Here is an 18393-nt window from a genome sequence, read left to right as displayed (position 1 = left end):
TGCTCACATCCTGAACAAGCCGAAGCGGGAGTCGGGCAGCGGAGTCCGCGCGATCACATCGAGGGCGAGACCCAGGCGATCACGGGTGTCGAGCGGATCGATGATGCCGTCATCCCACAGCCGGGCGGTCGCATAGTAGGGCTCGCCCTGAGCGTCGTACTGCCTGCGGATCGGTGCCTCGAACTCGTTCCGCTGCTCGGCGTCCCACGCGTCACCGCGAGCAGACAGCTGATCCTCCTTCACGGTCGCGAGGACCGATGCCGCCTGCGCGCCGCCCATCACCGAGATCCGACTCGCCGGCCAGGTCCACAGGAATCGGGGCGAGTACGCGCGACCGCACATGGAGTAGTTGCCTGCACCGAACGAGCCGCCGATGATCACGGTGAGCTTCGGGACACGAGTGCTCGCCACGGCCGTCACCATCTTGGCCCCGTCCTTCGCGATCCCCCCTGCCTCCGCCTCTGTGCCGACCATGAAACCGCTGATGTTCTGCAGGAACACGAGGGGGATGCCGCGCTGGTCGCACAGCTCGATGAAGTGTGCGCCCTTGAGCGCGGACTCGCCGAACAGGACGCCGTTGTTGGCGACGATGCCGACGGGGTGCCCGTGAAGGCGTCCGAAACCCGTGACGAGTGTCGTGCCGTATTCGGACTTGAACTCTCGGAACGAATCCCCGTCGAGCAGGTGAGCGATGACGAGGCGCACGTCGTACGGGGCGTTGACGTCGACCGGCACCGAGTCGTAGAGCGAGCCGACCGCCGCGGGCGCGCGGGTCTCCGTGACCTCCCACGCCGGATCGAGCGGCGGCGGAAGTGTCGCGACGATATCGCGCAGTATCTCCAGCGCGTGCTCGTCGTCCTCGGCCAGATGATCGACCACTCCACTCCGCCGCGCGTGCAGCTCTCCGCCCCCGAGTTCCTCCGCCGTGACGATCTCGCCGATGGCCGCCTTCACGAGGGGCGGCCCGCCGAGGAAGATCGTGCCCTGACCGCGGACGATCACTGTCTCATCGCTCATCGCCGGCACATACGCACCGCCCGCAGTGCATGAGCCGAGCACGGCAGCGAGTTGCGCGATGCCCTGCGCAGACATGCGCGCCTGGTTGAAGAAGATGCGTCCGAAATGGTCGCGGTCGGGGAAGACCTCATCCTGCTTGGGCAGGAATGCGCCACCCGAATCGACCAGGTACACGCAGGGAAGACGATTCTCGAGCGCGATCTCCTGCGCGCGGAGGTGCTTCTTCACCGTGAGCGGATAGTAGGTGCCGCCCTTCACTGTGGCGTCGTTGCACACCACCATGACGTGTCGGCCGTGCACGAGGCCGATCCCGGCGATCACCCCGGCGGCCGGCGCATCGCCGTCATAGAGTCCGTCAGCCGCGAGAGGAGCGATCTCGAGGAAGGGGCTTCCCTCATCGAGGAGACGAGCAACCCGATCGCGCGGAAGAAGCTTGCCGCGTGCGACGTGTCGCTGGCGAGAGGACTCGGGACCCCCTCGAGCCGCCGCGGCGAGCCGCTCCCGAAGCTCGGCGGCGAGGGACTGCTGGGTCGCAGGCATCGTGGTGTCCTCCTCGACACACGTGCGCATCCGTCACACTCTGGTGCGACTCGTGCTTCTTCGGTTAGTGTGCACTAACCAGTCACATCAGGTTAGCGAGGATTAACTGAGATGACAACCCCGATCACCGCACGAGACCGCGCCAAGGCGGAGCGCTCGGACGCGATCCTGCGTGCCACGGCGCATCTGTTCGCCGAGCGCGGGTACAACGGGGTCAGCTTGGAAGACATCGGGGCAGCAGTCGGAGTGTCCGGTCCTGCCGTCTACCGTCATTTCGCCGGCAAACAGGCACTCCTCGGCGCCGTCCTGGTGGAGGTCAGCCAAGATCTCGTAGACGGCGGCTCGCGCGTCGCCGAGGCCGCGACCACGCCCGACGAGCGGATCCGCGAGCTGATCGCGTTCCACGTCGACTTCGCGCTGCGCCACGCCGACGTCATCCGCGTCCACGACAGCGATGTCGCTCACCTCGCACCGCACGATCACAGCGAAGTGCGACGCCTGCAGCGTGCGTACATCGAGCTCTGGATGGACGCGCTCGCTGCGCTGATCGACGCCGGCGCAGACGAGCTGCGGCTTCGCGTGCAGGCGTGTTTCGGCCTCATCAACTCGACGCCGCACAGCACCACCGCGGCTGCACGCCGCCACTCCGCCACCTCGGCCGTGCTGGCCGCGATGGCAGAGTGCGCCCTGAGGGCCCCGGTCTGATCTGCACTCACTTCATCAGCAGCGTACGTCCTGGCTCCTCGAGGAGGTCGGAGACGTCTTTCAGGAAGGTGGCACCTTCGGCGCCGTCGACGACCCGGTGGTCGAACGACAGGCTCAGGGTCATCATGTGGCGCAGCGCGATCTCTCCACGGAACTCCCACGGCTGGCGGCGGATCGCTCCCATCGCGAGGATCCCTGACTGGCCGGGCGGGAGGATGGGGGTGCCCGCGTCGACCCCGAACACGCCGATGTTGGAGATCGAGAACGTCCCGCCCGCGAGTTCGGCCGGCGTGGTCCTTCCTGACCGCGCCGTCTCAGCGAGAGACCTCAGCGCATCTGCGAGTTCGACGAGCGTCATGCGCTCTGCGTCGCGGATGTTCGGGACGAGGAGTCCCCGCTCGGTCGCCGCAGCGATCCCGAGATCGACGTACGTGTGACGCACGATCTCTCCGGCGTCATCGTCCCATCGTGAGTTGAGTTCAGGGTTCCTGCCGAGCGCCAGGCACACGGCTTTGGCGACCGCGGCGAGCGGCCCGATACGGTGATCGGCGAGCGAGCGGTCGGCCCGCAGCGATGCCAGCAGATCCAGAGTCGCGGTGACGTCCACCGTGTGGAACACCGTCACGTGCGGGGCGGTGAAGGCGCTCGCGACCATCGCAGCAGCGGTGTGCTTGCGCACGCCCCGGATCGGGATGCGCACCTCTCGGCTGTCGCTGTCCGGCAGATGCGGGGCCGACGCCGACCGTGAGTACACCGCCTCTTCCCGGCCGCGGTCCTGCACGACCCGCTCACCGGGTCGACCCGCGAACGCATCGACATCCGACCGTGTGATGAGTCTGTCACCGACCGATGCCGCGACGAGCACGAGATCTATGCCGAGGCTCTTCGCGTATGCGCGCACGGGCGGTGTCGACCGGGGGCGCTCGATGGGTGTATCGACGCTGGGCGTCGGCGAGGCGTCATGAGGGGCCGCTTCGAGCACTGCAGTGTCACTCGCGACCGGCACCGAGCCGGCACGGCGGGCTCGACGCGTCGGCCGCCCCGCAACGGCCGGGGCTGCCCCGTAGCCGACGAGGTTCGGCTCACTCCTGGCGTGACCCCCATCCGACACATCCGACACATCCGGCTCGGCCGAGTCGGCGCCCGCGACATCGAAAGCGATCAGGGGCGCACCCACAGCGACAGTCTCGCCCGCTTCGGCATGCAGTGTCGACACGGTGCCCTCGAAGGGCGAGGGAAGCTCGACGATCGCCTTGGCCGTCTCCACTTCGGCGAGCGTCTGATTGAGCGCCACGGTGTCGCCCGGCGCGACGAGCCAGTGCACGACCTCGGCTTCCATCAGCCCCTCCCCCAGATCGGGAAGGCGGAACTCGGCGATCATGCGTCGACTCCCGTGAGGCTGTTCGGACGGTCGAGCACGCGATCCACGGCATCCAGAAGCCGATCGAGATCGGGGAGATGGTACTTCTCGAGCTTCGCCGGCGGATACGGCACGTCGTGTCCCGTCACGCGCAGGGGCGCTGATTCGAGATACTCGAAGCACCGCTCGGTGAGACTGGCGATGACCTCGGCAGCGACTCCCGCTTCTCGGGATGCCTCGTGAGCGACCACCACCCGGCCGGTCTTGCGCACGGAAGCGGCGACGGAGTCGTAGTCCACGGGCGAGAGGGAGCGCAGGTCGATCACCTCGATCGAGATGTCTTCGTCCTCCGCCGCCTCTGCCGCCTGGAGCGCCGTCGTCGTCATGGCTCCGTAGGTGATGAGAGTCACGTCGCTCCCCTGGCGCACGACGCGCGCAAGTCCGAGGGGCGGCGCATCGGCCAGCGGCGCTTCGAGGTCGACCTCCCCCTTGTGGTGGTAGAGCCGCTTCGGCTCGAAGAAGATGACCGGATCGTCGGATGCGATGGCCTGGCGCAGACTGCGGTACGCGTCTTCGGGGTTGGAGACCGCGACCACGCGCAGCCCTGCGGTGTGCACGAAATACGCTTCGGGCGATTCCGAATGATGCTCAGCCGCGCCGATGCCTCCCGCCCAGGGGATCCTGATCGTGATCGGCATCTTCACCCGACCTTGCGTGCGATAGTGCAGCTTGGCGACCTGAGCCACGATCTGGTCGAAAGCCGGGTAGACGAAACCGTCGAACTGGATCTCGACCACGGGGCGGTATCCGCGGAACGCCAAGCCCACGGCGGTGCCGACGATCCCGGACTCCGCAAGCGGCGTGTCGATCACGCGCTGCGCGCCGAATTCGTCGAGGAGTCCGTCGGTGATTCGGAACACGCCCCCGAGGCGACCGATGTCTTCGCCCAGAAGCACGACGCGATCGTCGTCTCGCATGGCCTGGCGAAGTCCCGCTCCGAGGGCCTTGCCCAGGGTGAGTTCGGTCATCTCAGGCCTCCACGTCGAAGGCGGCGAGATAGCTGGCGTACTCCGACCGCTGACGATCGATCCCCGAGTGCGGCTCCGCGTACACGCCGTCGAACACCGCGAGAGGCGGTCGAGTGACCATGCCCAGGCACTGTGCACGCATGTCCTTCGCGACCGCATCCGCGGCAGCCTGCATCTCCGTCGTGTGCACGTCGGCGAGTTCGCCGAGTCCGCGCAGGTGCGCCTCGACACGGGCGATCGGGTCGCGGCGCCGCCATGCTTCCAGCTCGTCGCCGGTGCGATACCTCGTCGGGTCATCTGCCGTGGTGTGCGGTCCCATCCGGTATGTCACGGCCTCGATGTACGCCGGGCCCTTGCCCGCCCTGGCGTGCTCCAGAGCCCAACGCATCGCCGCCATGCACGCGAGCACGTCGTTTCCGTCGACGCGCAGACTCGGGATGCCGAATCCGGGCGCGCGTCCGGCGATCGGGAACTGCGACTGCAGTGCGACCGGCTCCGAGATCGCCCAATGATTGTTCTGGCAGACGAAGACCACGGGGGCGCGGTACGACGACGCGAACACCATGGCTTCGTTGACGTCGCCCTGACTGGTCGCTCCGTCTCCGAAGTACGTGACAGCGACTTCGTCGGCTCCGTCGTGCTGGATGCCGAGCGCATAGCCGACGGCGTGCAGAGTCTGCGCCCCGATGATGATCTGGAGTGGTGCGACCCTGAGCGCGGCCGGATCATGTCCCGCTCCTTCTTCACCTCGCCACATGCGGACGAAGTCGGCGGGCTGCGCGCCGCGAGCGTAGATGACTCCCGTCTCGCGGTAGCTCGGGAAGACGTAATCCCGAGCGGCGAGTGCCCGGGCGGTCCCGATCTGCGTGGCTTCCTGGCCTTGACACGGCGCCCAGAGGCCGAGCTGGCCTTGCCGCTGGAGGGCGACACCCTCGGCATCGATCCTTCGCAGGATGATCATGTCGCGCAGAAGGTTCCTCAGCGTCGCGGGGTCGACCTCTGCGATGTAAGGGTCGAGCTCCGGGTGCGCGATCCGCGTGCCGTCCGGCGCCAATATCCGCTCGGTCAATTCGAGATCCTGAGCGGTGTCGACTGTGGGAGTGCTCTGCGGTGACATCGTCGTCCTCCTTGCTCGTGGATGCCCTCGTGAGGCTTCACACGCGTCCGCCGGCGTCATCGCCGGCCACTTCGAGCGTACGTCTGCTCAGCAGCCCGCTCAAGCAATGACCAGCCGGTTGAGCATGTTGCCAAATAGGGCGCCGCATCACGCTGCTACTCTTTGGCACTATGGCCGGACTTGACCGAATCGATCTGGAATTGCTCGCCGCGCTCGCCGACGATCCGCGCATCACGATCGTCGCGCTCGCCGAGAACCTCGGCCTGTCACGCAACACGATCCAGGCGCGAATGGCCCGATTGGAGGAGACGGGCGTCTTCCTCTCCTACGAGAGGTCCTTCTCGCCTGACGTGCTGGGATTTCCTCTTCAGGCGTTCGTGAGCATCGGCGTGCGGCAGACCGAGTTGCCGCGCATCATCAACGAGCTCGCACGGATCCCTGAGATCGTGCAGGCGCACGGTCTCAGCGGATCAGTCGATCTGCTGGCCCGTGTGGCCTGTCGCGACGCACGTCATCTCTTCGACACCGATGCGCGGATCCTGTCGGTGGACGGCGTCGAGCGCACCGAGACGTCGCTAGCGATGGGCGAGGTCATCCCGTTCCGGGTAGCGGGCCTCATGGGCGTCGCGCGACGGGAATCCTGAGGAATCGTCGGATCGCGCCGGCGGCCTCGGCTGGCGTCTCGTAGTGGATCAGATGCCCGACGTGAGCGATCTCGACGAGAGACGCATCGGCGAATCGCGACGCGAGCTTCCGCTCGACCTCGATCGGTGTGATGTCATCGCGCTGCGCGGCGATGAGCAGGGTCGGCACCGCGATCTCGTGCGCCACTTGGCTCACGTCGTGCGAGACGCTCGCCACGAAGGCGTCTCGCAACACGTCCCGATCTGCAAAACGCGAGAAGTAGGTGTCGTGCTGGTCGTGGACGAACCGGCGGAGATCCGGGTCCGAGGTCTTCGCCATGGTGATGCTCATCACCCGCACGATCAGGCGATTTCGGAGCAGAGCAGTGCCCGCTCGCTCGGGGAGCCTCGCACCGAGCGCGTAGTACAGCACGGCGAGCTTGGTCATGAGCCCCTTGGGGCCCTCGAGCGCGGGCGCGCCGATCGGGTTGATCAGTATCAGTCGAGGAGTCCGGAGCCCGCGAGCGACTGCCGCCGAGGTGATGATGGAGCCGAAGGAGTGCCCGAGGATCACCGCACCGGGCGCAGCGGTCGCCACGAACTCGGTGAGCCACTCCACATACTCGTCGAGGTCGTAAGTGCGTCCGGCGACAGGCGCCGATTCGCCGAAACCGGGGAGGTCGGGCGCCAGCACTCGGACCTCGGGAAGAAAGGCGAGGACCGGCTCGAGGCCGTGGTGGTCGCCGCGGAATCCGTGGACGGCGATGATCGTGGTCTCCGCGTCGGCAGGGCCGTATTCCCAGAACGCCGTCGTTCCGCCGCGCACCTCGACTTCGCGTCGGACGACCGGCAGGCGGCTCAGGCGATCGGCATACGGCGAGGGCACGGTCATCCCTCCAGTGTAGGAGTGGTCGATCGATGATCACCGTGAGCCTTCACGCTGATGTCGGAGGGCGACTCTACTCTGAACTCATGACCGCGGTTCCCGACGCTCCCCCTTGGATACGGCGAGTGGGCGTCTTCGATCTCGAGACGACCGGAGTGGATGTCGAGACGGATCGGATCGTGTCCGCGCACGTCGGTCTGCTCGATGGGGACGGACGGGAGATCGTCTCGAAGACCTGGCTGGTGGATCCGGGTGTCGACATCCCGGAGGGCGCGACCGCCATCCACGGGATCACCACCGAGCATGCTCGCCTCAACGGTCTACCGTCCGCCCTCGCGGTGGCAGAGATCGTCGCGGCGCTGCGTTCTCTGCTGACACAGGGTGTGCCCGTCGTCGCATACAACGCCTCGTACGATTTCTCGCTTCTCGCCCACGAAGCACGCCGCTCCGGCATCGCCCCGCTGCTCGACCCGCAGCCGATCATCGATCCCCTCGTCATCGACAAGGCTTACGATCGATACCGGCCAGGCAAGCGCACTCTTTCCGTCGTGGCCGCGCTGTACGCGGTCAGCCTCGAGGCCGCGCATGACGCCTCGGCGGATGCCGTGGCCGCGGGGCGGATCGCGCAGGCTCTCGCTCGGCAGTTCGTGCTGCCGGAATCGCTCAGCGATCTGCACACGCGTCAGGTCGGATGGGCACGTTCCCAGGCCGCGAGTCTGACCGAGTATTTCATCAGCATCGGGCGGTTGGATCCCGAAGAACGCCTCGATGGGGGCTGGCCTGTGCGCTCCCCCCGTGTACAAGGAGATAGACAGAACAGATGAGGTTCCGTACTCGCGACGTGGCCCGTGTCGAGAGCACCTGGAAGCAGTTCGTGCCCGGAGCCGTGCTGCACGATGTGGATCACCAGCGCTTCCTCTTCGACTGGCATTCGGCTGATCTCGGCGGCGTCGACCTCGTGCGATACGAGCTGGCCGCCGAGGTCCTCTCGACCGCGGATCCGGTGGATCAGTTCCTCGCGTGCCGAGTCGAGGGAGCGGACGCCTCGGTGTGGTCCGATCGAGAGGATCTGGACGCGACGCGGCCGTGGATCTCCGACGGCCCCAGCGTGCACGCCCGCTGGCACGAAGGTGCCCGCGTGACCGCACTCATCTTCGACCGTGAGCAGCTCCAGCGACTCGCTCAGCAGATCAGCGGTCGCGACACGCTCTCACTCCATGTCGCCGAGCTGTCGGCTCGCTCCGCCGATGCGGCGGCGCGCTGGAACCGGATGTTCTCGTACCTCGAGCGGAGTGCTTCGTCCTTGACTGAAGACGATGCCGTGCTTCGGGCGGAGTACGCCAGACATGCGGGCGTGACCACACTGTCGACGTTCTCGACGTCGATGTCTCAGTCTCCTCACCGCGCAGCGCAGTCCGCGCCGGCTCCCGCGACGGTACGCCGAGCACTCTCCTACATCGCCGAGAACGCGCATCTGCCGATCACCGTCGACGACGTCGCAGCGTCGGTGCACATCTCCACCCGGGGGCTGCAGTACGCCTTCCGCCGCGCGCTCGATGCGACTCCCGCCGAGTGCCTGCGCCAGGCGCGACTCGACGGTGCGCATCGCGAACTGCGGTCGGGGACTCCGACGTCCGTCGCCGCCGTGGCCCGCCGTTGGGGGTTCTCCCACCCTTCGCGCTTCGCCGCCGCGTACCGGGACGCTTTCGGCGTGCTGCCTTCTGTGACAGCCGCCAGACAGCGCCGATGACACCACGCGCACAGGATGTTCGCGCCGAGCGCGCGTCACGTGCGGGTGCGGGCCCGAGACGATCCGAACACCGTAGATTCCGAGCATGGGTTCCCTGTATTACGGCGCCTCCGCGCCGATCTCGATCGAAGATCGTGCGCTTGCGCACCTCAAGGTCGTCGTTGCGACCAAGCTGCGCCGCAACGAGAGCTTCACTCTCTCGTGGCAGCACCAGGAGGGCGACCAGCAGGGGCGTACCACCGTGTGGCTGCACCCCTCGATCCCTCTGCGATTCGTCTTCGACGCCCCCGAGGCACCGGAGCTGAGTCGCCGATGGATCGAGGAACTCGCGCATTCAGCCAATTCGAGCGGCGGGATCACCCTGGTCGCTGAGCACGTGGAGACGGCCGATCCGCTCGGCTCTGTGCTGTCCTGAGCCGAGGGAGAGAACGAGCGGTGTGTTGCATCCGCGAGATCCTGCGGCAGCGGTGCTGAGTCGAGTAGGGCGGGCGGGACTTGAACCCGCGATCGTTGGGTTATGAGCCCACTGCCTTAACCAGCTTGGCCACCGCCCCGTGCTTTCCACCCTAGCGCGAGCACGGTGAGCCTCAGAGCGGACGCGCCTGGCTGTGAGTGTCCAGGTGAGCGAGGTAGGCGTCCGCGTTCCTGATCAGCCCCGCGCGCTCGTCATCGCTCAGCACACGACGCACCTTTGCCGGAACGCCCGCGACGAGGGATCCGTCGGGAATGACGGAGCCTCCGAGCACCACGGCCCCGCCGGCGATGAGGCACTCGGATCCGATCACGGCGCCGCTGAGGATCACTGCCCCCATTCCGATGAGAGACCCGTCGCCGATCGTGCAGCCGTGCACGACCGCGTTGTGGCCGACAGACACCTTCGCTCCGAGCACGACGGCGTGACCGGCGTCGACGTGGATCGACACATTGTCCTGAACGTTGCTCTGGGGTCCGATCCTGATTCCTGCCGAGTCTGCTCGGAGCACGGCGTTGTACCAGACGCTCGAACCGGCGGCGAGGGTCACGTCCCCGATGATGCGCGCCCCGTCCGCCACGAAGGCCTCGTCATGGATGGACGGGACGGCGGATTGGAGGGCGAGCAGAGATGCACCCGGTGCGATCGGCATGAGGCGAGACTACCCTCATATGGGCGTTCTGCCGCGTGATTCCGGGCCACTAAGCGGAGCCTTCGCTTGCTTGCGGAATGTTTCCCGCTGAGTAACGTTGTCATCATCAGGCACGAAGCACACCACTTAGAGGAGCCAAGATGAGCAAGGCACAGATCGTTTCCACCACCGCCAGCGACCCGACCGTGGCAGCCGCAGCAGCCCAGTTCCTCTCCCCCGTCGTCCTCGGCCTGCAGGCACTGACCGTCAACGGGAAGCAGGCGCACTGGCACGTCCGCGGCGCGAACTTCGTCGGCGTGCACGAGCTGCTCGACACCATCGTCGCTCATGCCGGTGACTTCGCCGACACCGCCGCGGAGCGCATCGTCGCTCTGGGCCTTCCGATCGATGCGCGCACCAGCGCAGTCTCCGCCAAGGGTGCGTCCACCGCGGTTCCCGCCGGTTTCACGCAGTCGGACGAGCTCGTGCGGGCCGTCATCGCCGACATCGACGCGATTCTCGTCGACACGAAGGCGGCGATCGACGGCCTCGACGAGGTCGACCTGACCAGCCAGGACGTCGCTATCGAGATCATGCGCGGGCTCGAGAAGGACCGTTGGTTCCTCGTGTCGCACATCGCCGCCTGAGGCGACCGCCGATGAGAGGGCACCGGGATCTCCCGGTGCCCTCTCTGCTGTTCTGCGTCCGTCAGGCTCCGTGAGTGAGACGGCCCGCCACCATCGTCGCGAGTATCGGCATCGCGCGAAGATCGGCACCTGCCGCCGATAGAGGGTCATACCCGCACAGCGCGACATCGGCAGGCTCGCCGGGACGGAGCGCCGTGCGAACACTCGCCTGAAGCGCCTGCGCACGTGACAACCGCTCCTCGGGATGCCACGGCTCCCGATCGTCGTCGGTGCGGGTCACGGCGGCAGCGATCGCCTGCCACGGGTCCAGCGGAGCGACCGGAGCATCGGATCCGAAGCGCAGTTCGACTCCGGCATTCCACAAGGCGCTCAGCGGGTATCCGATGGAGGTCTGCTCCGCCCAGTGCGTGCCGACCAGATCGCGGTCATCCAGAGCGTGCTGCGGCTGCACGCTCGCCACGACACCGAGACGTCCGAAACGTGAAAGATCTGCGTGCCGAACCAGTTGAGCGTGCTCGATGCTCCCCGCCGCTCCAGAGATCGAGAACGCATCGAGCGCGCCCGTGACCGCCCGATCGCCGATCGCGTGCACGGCCACGGCGAGACCGGCACCGGTCGCGACCGTGAGCAGTTCGGTCAGTTCTGCGGGCGGCACGGTGAGGACCCCGAAGTTCGACGGGTCTCCGAGGTACGCGTGCGAGCACGCGGCGGTTCGCGTGCCCAGCGATCCGTCGCTGATGATCTTCAGCGGTCCGACATGGATGAGGCCGCGACCCTCCATCGGCGCATCGGCCTCCTCGTGCAGCTCGCCGCTGCGAAGGCCGCTTCCCACCGCCCGCTCGAGGTCGAACGGATAGATCGCGAACTCCACTCGATGCGCCGAGAAGCCGCTCGCGATCCGCCGCGACCAGGCGTCTGCGTTCCATCCCATATCGAAGTCGACGAGCCCGGTGACACCCCGCGAGGCCGCGCGTTCGCCCGCGGCGATCACGGCGCGATCACCACGAGCCGGGTCGACGGCGTTCAGCCGGCGAGAGATCTCGAAGGCATCCTCCTCGCGGAGCATGCCGTCGGGACTGGCGAACCCCTCGAGTCTGAGGGCGGCCGAGTTGAGCCACGTGCTGTGAACGTCGGCGTTGATGAGGTAGGTGGGTGTCGACCCGGTGGTGTCGTCGAGAAGTGCCAGACTCGGAGCATCCGCCCAGAACGCGTCTCGGAATCCGCTGCCGACCTTGCGTCCGTCGGGCAGCGGCTCCGCGGCAGACATGATCGCCGCGGCTTCGGCGGCCGATGCAGCACCGCTCAATGCGACGCGCTCCGCCGCGAGAGCCCATTGCACGGTGTGGACGTGATTGTCCCAGAGTCCTGGCACTGCCCAGGCGCCGCCGGCCGCAAGCGTCTCGCCGCGCGGCGCGATCGCACCGGTGGGAGCGATGTCGCTGATCCGTCCGCCGTCGATGAAGATGTCGACCGGCTCGTCGTCCGGCAGGTACTCGTTCCCCGGACCGGCGATCCGCACACCGGTGATCGTCCGGACAGGGGCGCCGTGGCCGCTCACCGCGCTGCTCCCGGGCGGGCCTCCGCTGCCCGCCGCATCTCTGCAGCGAGTTCGGGCTGAGCGAACGGTCCGTCACCCTCCAGCTCCGCGATGATCGTCTCGACGGTGTCGGCCGGCTTGTTCTGGCTGAGCTTGCGCTTCGCGACCACTCGCGTCGGCGTGAGCCGGAATCCGACGGTTCCCCCGGCGAGCCGAGCGACGAAGGCCGGGTCGTTCGGACGCTCCCACATGCGGCGCGGTTGCGGCATCCGTCCCTCGAACCGATCGACCAGGCGATCGAGCACCGCGAGGTTGTCGGCATCGCTCAGGATCTCGGGGACACCCGACAGGTGCACCGCGACGTAATTCCAGGTCGGAACGGCTTGCACGTCGCCGTACCAGCCTGGCGAGATGTATCCGTGCGGGCCTTGAAAGACGACCAGGAGCTCGCGCTCACCCAGGTCATGGATGACGTCGTCCGGTCGTCCGACATGCCCCACGATCGTGAGGTCGTCACGATCGTCGTCGAGCAGCACGACATAGTGCGAGGAGACGAGCCCCTCGGGGCCGTCGCTCACGATCGTCGCCCACGGATTGCCCTCGATGACACGACGGATCTCTGCGACGTCCGCGAGAGTGAAGCTGGGGTTCTGACGCATCGTCCCAGCCTATGTCCGAAGGATCACGCCTGGCAGCGCGGGCACCAGTAGAGCTTGCGTGCCCCGATCTCCTCGAGAGCGATCTCCGTACCGCAGATGCGGCACGGAAGACCTGCGCGGTGGTAGACCCAGTGCCTGTCGTCACGAGTCGCCATCGCCGCTCGATACGCCTCGGGCGAGAGATCGTCCATGGTCATCATCTGACCGGTCTCCACGCCGATCGCCAGCAGTCGCACCCAGTCGTGCCAGAGCGCTCGCACGACCTCCTCCGGCACGTCGCGGCCGGGCGTGTGCGGATTCAGGCGCTGGCGGAACAGCATCTCGGGGCGGTACACGTTGCCGATGCCGCTGACCACGGCCTGATCCATGAGCAGAAGAGCGATCACCGTCGGCTTCTTCCGCACCGCCCTGACGAAGCGCTCCTCGTTGTGCTGAGGATCCCCCACGAGCGGATCAGGACCGAGCTTCGCCACGCTCGCGAGCATCTCCTCCGGAGTCTGGAGCACGCACGCGGTGGGACCACGCAGATCCGCGGCGGTGATGTCGGTCATGAGACGCAGCCGAACCTGGCCGACGACCGGGGGCGGCCATTCGAGACCGTCGTCGGCGAGGCCCTTGGTCTGCTCCGACATGCGCACGTGCACCCTGGTGCGGCGAGGCGCGCCGATCGACGCGAGCGAGTTCTCCCCGGCATCGTCGAGGATCTCCTCGTCGACCACCGTGCCGCGCTGATTGGTCTGCCCCATGCGGCCGTTCGCTGAGGCGATCGTGGGGTCCACCAGGATGTCGCCGGCGAAGTCCCAGGCTCCGTAGAGGCCGAGGTGCACCCGCAGCCACACATCACCTTCGGCCTCGAGGAACATCTGCTTTCCCACAGCCTGCACGCTGACCGCCTCGCGACCGTTCAGGACGGCCGCGCCCTCGGCGAATCTACCCTGGGGGCTCGAGGCGAGCATCTGCTTGCCGACGAAGTTCCGGTCGAACTGGCGCGCGATGCGGTGGACCGAATGTCCCTCGGGCATGTCAGGCTCGCGGATCCGGGAGCAGCGAGCCGTTGCGCTCGAAGTCCGCGATCTGACCGATCCGGCGGATGTGACGCTCGTCCTGCGAGAACGGCGTCGCGATGAACGTGTCGATGAAGGACGTGACCTCGTCGAAGGAATGCTGACGCGCCCCGATCGAGATCACGTTCGCGTCATTGTGCTGACGAGCGAGCTCGGCAGTCGAGGTGTTCCACACGAGCGCAGCTCGGACGCCGACGACTTTGTTCGCCGCGATCTGCTCTCCGTTGCCGGACCCGCCGAACACCACGCCGAGCGTCTCGACACCGGCGGACTGATCGGCGACGACGGCCTGGGCCGCACGGATGCAGAACGCGGGGTAGTCGTCGAGCGCGTCATACTCGACCGGTCCGTGATCAATGACCTCATGTCCCGCGCCGCGCAGATGTTCCTGCAGTTGCGTGGAGAAGTCGAGACCCGCGTGATCGGTGGCGATATGGATGCGCATGGCATCCATCCTAGAAGCGCCGAGGATCAGCGGGTGCTCACGGAGCCACACCGGCAGCGGCCGGCTTGAATCCCGCGCGGACGTTCTCGCAGCAGCCGGGGCGGCACACGTCGAACGCCCCCGGCAGCGATGTCACGTGCGGTCGATCCTCGTTGGGGCGACCTTCGAGTCGCTCGACGATCAGGTCGACGATCCCGGTGACGAACGAGGGCGCGACTCCCGGGGTCGGAGTGCGAGTGAACGCCAGGCCGGCCTCTTCAGCCGCTTCGGCCGCCTCTGTGTCGAGGTCCCAGAGGACCTCCATGTGGTCGCTCATGAATCCGACCGGCACGACGGCCACGGCTTTGCGACCGCGCTCGGGAAGCTCGCCGATCACATCGCACACGTCGGGCTCCAGCCACGGCTGCGAGGCGGGGCCTGAACGCGACTGGTAGACCAGCTCCCACGAGACGTCGGCGGCCTCCGGCACGCTCTCGCGGACTCGATCCATGACCCAGGCGGCGACCGCGAGGTGCTGCGCAGCATAGGCGCCGCCCTCGCCCCACTCGATGTCGCGTGCACCCGAGCGCTGTGCGTCTGCGGTGGGGATGCTGTGGGTCGAGAACAGGATCTGGATGTCGGCCGGAGCGATCCCCTGAGCGAGGAACCTCTCCACCGCTTCACGGACTCCGGCCTCGAAGGATTCGACGAACCCGGGGTGGTCGTAGAAGGGACGGATCTTGTCGATCGTCACGGTGTCGCCGAGCCCGGTCTCCTGAAGCACCCGCGCGAAGTCCTCGCGGTACTGTCTGCAGCTCGAGAACGAACTGTAAGCGCTCGTCGCGAACGCGAGCAGCGTCGTCTTGCCGTCCGCAGCGGCCTCGGTCACGACCTCCTCGAGGTACGGGCTCCAGTTGCGGTTTCCCCAGTACACCGGGAGATCGATTCCACGGCGGGCGAGCTCGCCCTCGAGCGCCTCCTTCAGAATGCGGTTCTGACCGTTGATCGGGCTGACTCCGCCGAAGTGCCGATAGTGGTGCGCCACCTCTTCGAGCCGCTCGTCGGGGATGCCCCGCCCACGCGTGACGTTGCGCAGGAACGGGATGACGTCGTCCTGCCCTTCCGGCCCGCCGAAGCCGGCGAGGAGTATTCCGTCGTACGCGGTGGGGGTCGTCACGTACGGCACCCCTGCAGCGGCGGCGGGAGAGGCAAAGAGGACGGTGTTCGGCTCGATCGCGGTCACATGTCCATCCTCGCACCTTCCGAGAGTGGGACAGGCCGTCGCGCTGGCGTAGGCTGTCATGGTTGCCGTGGGCGCCAACTGCGCTGGGTTGCGGCAGCATCCCCTCACCCCTGGGAGTAAAGCTGTGCCTGGAGAGAATCTCACCCGCCTCGAAGCGCAGGAGCGCCGCGACGTCATCGACACCCAGTCATACGAGGTCTCCCTCGATCTGACCAAGGGCGCCGAGGTGTTCGGCTCGCGCAGCGTCGTGCGCTTCACCGCCACCCCGGGCGCGGAAACCTTCATCGACCTCATCGCCCGCGACGTCCGCGAGATCTCACTCAACGGCGAGCAGCTGGATCCCGACGAGGTCTTCGCCGATTCCCGCATCATGCTGACCGGCCTCCAGGCCGAGAACGTGCTCGTGGTGGACGCCGACTGCCTGTACACGAACACCGGCGAGGGACTGCACCGCTTCGTCGACCCCGTGGACGGCGAGGTCTATCTCTACTCGCAGTTCGAGGTTCCCGACTCCCGACGCGTGTTCGCTGTTTTCGAGCAGCCCGATCTGAAGGCGACGTTCCAGTTCACCGTGACGGCTCAGGCATCGTGGAAGGTCGTCTCGAACTCCCCCACGCCCGAGCCCATCGTGCACGACGACGATTCGGTCGCCACGTGGGGCTTCGACCCGACACCGCGCATCTCCTCATACATCACGGCGCTCGTCGCGGGACCGTACGAGTCGACCTTCTCCGAGCTGACCAGTTCCACCGGGCGCGTGATCCCGCTCGGCGTCTACGGCCGCAAGAGCCTGTGGCAGCACCTCGACGCCGACTACATCTTCGACAAGACGCGTGAGGGCTTCGCGTACTACGAATCGAAGTTCGGCGTTCCGTACCCGTTCGCGAAGTACGACCAGCTCTTCGTGCCCGAGTTCAATGCCGGCGCCATGGAGAACGCCGGAGCGGTGACCTTCACCGAGACCTACGTCTTCCGCAGCAAGGTGACCGACGCCGTCAAGGAGCGTCGCGTCGTCACGATTCTGCATGAGCTCGCGCACATGTGGTTCGGCGATCTCGTCACGATGAAGTGGTGGAACGACCTCTGGTTGAACGAATCGTTCGCCGAATGGGCGTCGACGATCGCCACCGCCGAGGCCACCGAATGGACCGAGGCCTGGACGACGTTCAACGCCATGGAGAAGACCTGGGCGTACCGTCAGGATCAGCTTCCATCGACGCATCCCATCGTGGCCGAGATCAACGATCTCGAGGACGTGCAGGTGAACTTCGACGGCATCACCTACGCGAAGGGCGGATCCGTCCTCAAGCAGCTGGCCGCCTGGGTCGGCATCGAGGAGTTCTTCGCCGGCGTCTCGCAGTACTTCCAGAAGCACTCGTGGGGCAACACCGAGCTCAGCGATCTCCTGGTCGAGCTCGAGGCCACGAGCGGACGCGACCTGAGCACCTGGTCGAAGAAGTGGCTCGAGACCGCGGGCGTCAACACGCTCGAGCCGGTCATCGAGGAAGACTCCGACGGCACGATCTCGCGGTTCGCGGTCACGCAGACCGCACCCGCGGACTACCCGACCATCCGGCCTCACCGCCTGGGCATCGGCTTCTACTCGCTGCGGGACGGGGCGCTGGTGCGGACCCACTACGCCGAGGTCGACGTCGACGGCGACCGCACGGAGATCCCCGAGCTCCACGGCCACAAGCGCCCTGATCTCGTGCTGCTCAACGACAATGACCTCGCCTATGCGAAGATCCGCCTGGACGAGCGCTCTCTCGCCACGGCGATCGCCCACCTCGCCGACATCAGCGATCCCCTCGCCCGCTCTCTCGTCTGGGGCGCCGCGTGGGATCAGACCCGTGATGCCGAAACGGCCGCGGCGGACTACATCGACCTGGTGCTGGGCAACATCGGCCGCGAGACGGAGTCGACCACGGTTCGCACCACACTCGCGCAGCTGCGCACTGCCGCCACGCTGTATGTGGCGCCGGCAGATCGACTGGCCGCTCGACAGAAGGTCGCAGACGGTCTCTGGGCACTGGCAGAGGCCGCAGAATCGGGCAGCGACAGCCAGCTCCAGTTCGTGACGGCTTTCGCGAATGCGCTCGTGACCCCGGAGCACGCCGGGATCGTGGGGCGGCTTCGCTCCGGCGAAGAGACGCTCCCCGGACTCGAGATCGACGCAGATCTCAGCTGGCAGCTGCTCGTCGGCCTCGCCACGATCGGTGCGACCGACGCGGCGTCGATCGACGCCGCGCTCTCGTCCGACAACACGTCCAAGGGCGGCGAGTTCGCCGCCCAGGCGCGAGCCGCACTGCCCGACGCCGCCTCGAAGCGAGCCGCGTGGACGTCGCTGATCGAGCGGGATGACGCGCCCAACACGATCGTGCGTTCTGCCGCACTCGGGTTCGTGCATCCGGCGGGTGTCGAGTCGCTCCGCGAGTTCGTCCCGGCGTACTTCGACATGCTCGTGCCGATCTGGGAATCACGCAGCTACCAGATCGCGCAGTATCTGGTCGTGGGGCTGTTCCCGACCGCGATCGCCGATGTCGAGTTGCGTGACGCGACGCGGGCCTGGCTCTCCGCCAACCAGGATGCCGCGCCGGCGCTCCGCCGCCTCGTTCTCGAGAACCTCGCAGACGTCGAGCGGTCGCTCGCCGCGCAGTCACGCGACGCAGAGGACTGACGCCTCTTCTCCG

At 67.1% G+C, this 18393-nt stretch carries 18 protein-coding genes and 1 tRNA gene; 7 read left to right on the top strand and 12 right to left on the bottom strand.

The genetic code is table 11. From position 1 onward, the window contains the following. Positions 1–3 precede the first annotated feature (3 nt). Positions 4–1557, bottom strand: a complete 1554-nt coding sequence (locus tag AC3WS6_RS10510; RefSeq protein ID WP_492500964.1) for a carboxyl transferase domain-containing protein — start codon at positions 1555–1557, stop codon at positions 4–6. Between the two features lie 111 nt (positions 1558–1668). Between AC3WS6_RS10510 and AC3WS6_RS10505 the strand changes: the two genes are divergently transcribed. Then, positions 1669–2262 carry a TetR/AcrR family transcriptional regulator gene (locus AC3WS6_RS10505; protein ID WP_492500963.1) on the top strand — a complete coding sequence of 198 codons (594 nt, stop codon included), beginning with the start codon at positions 1669–1671 and terminating at the stop codon, positions 2260–2262. Positions 2263–2269: 7 nt separating this feature from the next. Here AC3WS6_RS10505 and AC3WS6_RS10500 read toward each other — a convergent pair whose 3' ends face one another. From AC3WS6_RS10500 to pdhA, 3 genes are read right to left on the bottom strand one after another with little or no spacing between them, the layout of a single operon-like run. Beyond that, the gene (locus tag AC3WS6_RS10500) at positions 2270–3643 is read right to left on the bottom strand and encodes a dihydrolipoamide acetyltransferase family protein (RefSeq protein WP_492500962.1); all 1374 of its coding nucleotides are present in this window, start codon (positions 3641–3643) and stop codon (positions 2270–2272) included. Further along, positions 3640–4650, bottom strand: a complete 1011-nt coding sequence (locus AC3WS6_RS10495) for an alpha-ketoacid dehydrogenase subunit beta (protein WP_492500961.1) — start codon at positions 4648–4650, stop codon at positions 3640–3642. The genes AC3WS6_RS10500 and AC3WS6_RS10495 overlap by 4 nt, the downstream gene beginning before the upstream one ends. Before the next feature lies 1 nt (position 4651). After that, entirely contained in the window at positions 4652–5767 is a 1116-nt protein-coding gene (pdhA, locus tag AC3WS6_RS10490; RefSeq protein ID WP_492500960.1) for a pyruvate dehydrogenase (acetyl-transferring) E1 component subunit alpha, read from the bottom strand. A gap of 170 nt (positions 5768–5937) precedes the next feature. On the opposite strand from pdhA, the gene AC3WS6_RS10485 reads away from it, so the two are divergent. Then, entirely contained in the window at positions 5938–6411 is a 474-nt protein-coding gene (locus AC3WS6_RS10485; RefSeq protein ID WP_201469701.1) for an Lrp/AsnC family transcriptional regulator, read from the top strand. Here the strand turns inward: AC3WS6_RS10485 and AC3WS6_RS10480 are convergent. Continuing rightward, the gene (locus AC3WS6_RS10480) at positions 6383–7282 is read right to left on the bottom strand and encodes an alpha/beta fold hydrolase (RefSeq protein WP_492500959.1); all 900 of its coding nucleotides are present in this window, start codon (positions 7280–7282) and stop codon (positions 6383–6385) included. The genes AC3WS6_RS10485 and AC3WS6_RS10480 overlap by 29 nt on opposite strands. Before the next feature lie 80 nt (positions 7283–7362). Here AC3WS6_RS10480 and AC3WS6_RS10475 point away from each other — a divergent pair, with 80 nt between their 5' ends. The 3 genes from AC3WS6_RS10475 (at position 7363) to AC3WS6_RS10465 (ending at position 9441) form a co-directional block, all read left to right on the top strand. Continuing rightward, complete coding sequence (locus tag AC3WS6_RS10475; RefSeq protein ID WP_492500958.1) at positions 7363–8100, top strand: exonuclease domain-containing protein; 738 nt, start codon at positions 7363–7365, stop codon at positions 8098–8100. Then, positions 8097–9026 (top strand): helix-turn-helix transcriptional regulator, encoded by a 930-nt coding sequence (locus tag AC3WS6_RS10470; protein WP_492500957.1) that lies wholly within the window; start codon positions 8097–8099, stop codon positions 9024–9026. Before AC3WS6_RS10475 ends, AC3WS6_RS10470 begins: the two co-directional genes overlap by 4 nt. Before the next feature lie 85 nt (positions 9027–9111). Continuing rightward, positions 9112–9441, top strand: a complete 330-nt coding sequence (locus AC3WS6_RS10465) for a DUF7882 family protein (RefSeq protein WP_492500956.1) — start codon at positions 9112–9114, stop codon at positions 9439–9441. A 65-nt stretch (positions 9442–9506) separates the two neighbouring features. On the opposite strand, the gene AC3WS6_RS10460 is transcribed toward AC3WS6_RS10465, so the two are convergent. Together AC3WS6_RS10460 and AC3WS6_RS10455 are read right to left on the bottom strand one after the other, a co-directional pair. After that, positions 9507–9580, bottom strand: a tRNA-Ile gene (locus tag AC3WS6_RS10460). A gap of 33 nt (positions 9581–9613) precedes the next feature. Continuing rightward, a complete protein-coding gene (locus tag AC3WS6_RS10455; RefSeq protein WP_492500955.1) occupies positions 9614–10150 on the bottom strand; it encodes a gamma carbonic anhydrase family protein in 537 nt (178 codons plus the stop codon). Between the two features lie 140 nt (positions 10151–10290). Here AC3WS6_RS10455 and AC3WS6_RS10450 point away from each other — a divergent pair, with 140 nt between their 5' ends. Next, a complete protein-coding gene (locus tag AC3WS6_RS10450; protein WP_492500954.1) occupies positions 10291–10776 on the top strand; it encodes a Dps family protein in 486 nt (161 codons plus the stop codon). A gap of 61 nt (positions 10777–10837) precedes the next feature. Here AC3WS6_RS10450 and AC3WS6_RS10445 read toward each other — a convergent pair whose 3' ends face one another. The 5 genes from AC3WS6_RS10445 to AC3WS6_RS10425 are packed head-to-tail and all read right to left on the bottom strand — an operon-like array spanning position 10838 to position 15703. Beyond that, positions 10838–12334, bottom strand: a complete 1497-nt coding sequence (locus AC3WS6_RS10445; RefSeq protein WP_492500953.1) for an amidohydrolase — start codon at positions 12332–12334, stop codon at positions 10838–10840. Then, a complete protein-coding gene (locus tag AC3WS6_RS10440) occupies positions 12331–12972 on the bottom strand; it encodes an FMN-binding negative transcriptional regulator (protein ID WP_492500952.1) in 642 nt (213 codons plus the stop codon). The genes AC3WS6_RS10445 and AC3WS6_RS10440 overlap by 4 nt, the downstream gene beginning before the upstream one ends. Before the next feature lie 23 nt (positions 12973–12995). Continuing rightward, positions 12996–13994 (bottom strand): Fpg/Nei family DNA glycosylase, encoded by a 999-nt coding sequence (locus AC3WS6_RS10435; RefSeq protein WP_492500951.1) that lies wholly within the window; start codon positions 13992–13994, stop codon positions 12996–12998. Position 13995: 1 nt separating this feature from the next. Further along, on the bottom strand, positions 13996–14481 hold the full coding sequence (locus AC3WS6_RS10430) for a ribose-5-phosphate isomerase (protein ID WP_492500950.1): 486 nt from the start codon (positions 14479–14481) through the stop codon (positions 13996–13998). Between the two features lie 37 nt (positions 14482–14518). Further along, positions 14519–15703 (bottom strand): ferrochelatase, encoded by a 1185-nt coding sequence (locus AC3WS6_RS10425; RefSeq protein ID WP_492500949.1) that lies wholly within the window; start codon positions 15701–15703, stop codon positions 14519–14521. 124 nt (positions 15704–15827) lie between these two features. Between AC3WS6_RS10425 and pepN the strand changes: the two genes are divergently transcribed. Next, complete coding sequence (gene pepN, locus AC3WS6_RS10420) at positions 15828–18380, top strand: aminopeptidase N (protein WP_492500948.1); 2553 nt, start codon at positions 15828–15830, stop codon at positions 18378–18380. Positions 18381–18393: the final 13 nt, after the last annotated feature.

The organism is Microbacterium sp. EB106-03-03-XG65 (genome assembly GCF_058791955.1).
This window is presented reverse-complemented; position numbering and strand designations above follow the sequence as displayed.

Bases quoted from the DNA above. Each gene is read 5' to 3' on its own strand.
- pdhA (WP_492500960.1), bottom strand. From the start codon at position 5,767: ATGTCACCGCAGAGCACTCCCACAGTCGACACCGCTCAGGATCTCGAA.
- AC3WS6_RS10455 (WP_492500955.1), bottom strand. From the start codon at position 10,150: ATGCCGATCGCACCGGGTGCATCTCTGCTCGCCCTCCAATCCGCCGTC.
- AC3WS6_RS10465 (WP_492500956.1), top strand. From the start codon at position 9,112: ATGGGTTCCCTGTATTACGGCGCCTCCGCGCCGATCTCGATCGAAGAT.
- AC3WS6_RS10435 (WP_492500951.1), bottom strand. From the start codon at position 13,994: ATGCCCGAGGGACATTCGGTCCACCGCATCGCGCGCCAGTTCGACCGG.
- AC3WS6_RS10480 (WP_492500959.1), bottom strand. From the start codon at position 7,282: ATGACCGTGCCCTCGCCGTATGCCGATCGCCTGAGCCGCCTGCCGGTC.
- AC3WS6_RS10505 (WP_492500963.1), top strand. From the start codon at position 1,669: ATGACAACCCCGATCACCGCACGAGACCGCGCCAAGGCGGAGCGCTCG.
- AC3WS6_RS10475 (WP_492500958.1), top strand. From the start codon at position 7,363: ATGACCGCGGTTCCCGACGCTCCCCCTTGGATACGGCGAGTGGGCGTC.
- AC3WS6_RS10510 (WP_492500964.1), bottom strand. From the start codon at position 1,557: ATGCCTGCGACCCAGCAGTCCCTCGCCGCCGAGCTTCGGGAGCGGCTC.
- AC3WS6_RS10500 (WP_492500962.1), bottom strand. From the start codon at position 3,643: ATGATCGCCGAGTTCCGCCTTCCCGATCTGGGGGAGGGGCTGATGGAA.
- AC3WS6_RS10430 (WP_492500950.1), bottom strand. From the start codon at position 14,481: ATGCGCATCCATATCGCCACCGATCACGCGGGTCTCGACTTCTCCACG.
- AC3WS6_RS10470 (WP_492500957.1), top strand. From the start codon at position 8,097: ATGAGGTTCCGTACTCGCGACGTGGCCCGTGTCGAGAGCACCTGGAAG.
- AC3WS6_RS10485 (WP_201469701.1), top strand. From the start codon at position 5,938: ATGGCCGGACTTGACCGAATCGATCTGGAATTGCTCGCCGCGCTCGCC.
- AC3WS6_RS10450 (WP_492500954.1), top strand. From the start codon at position 10,291: ATGAGCAAGGCACAGATCGTTTCCACCACCGCCAGCGACCCGACCGTG.
- AC3WS6_RS10495 (WP_492500961.1), bottom strand. From the start codon at position 4,650: ATGACCGAACTCACCCTGGGCAAGGCCCTCGGAGCGGGACTTCGCCAG.
- AC3WS6_RS10440 (WP_492500952.1), bottom strand. From the start codon at position 12,972: ATGCGTCAGAACCCCAGCTTCACTCTCGCGGACGTCGCAGAGATCCGT.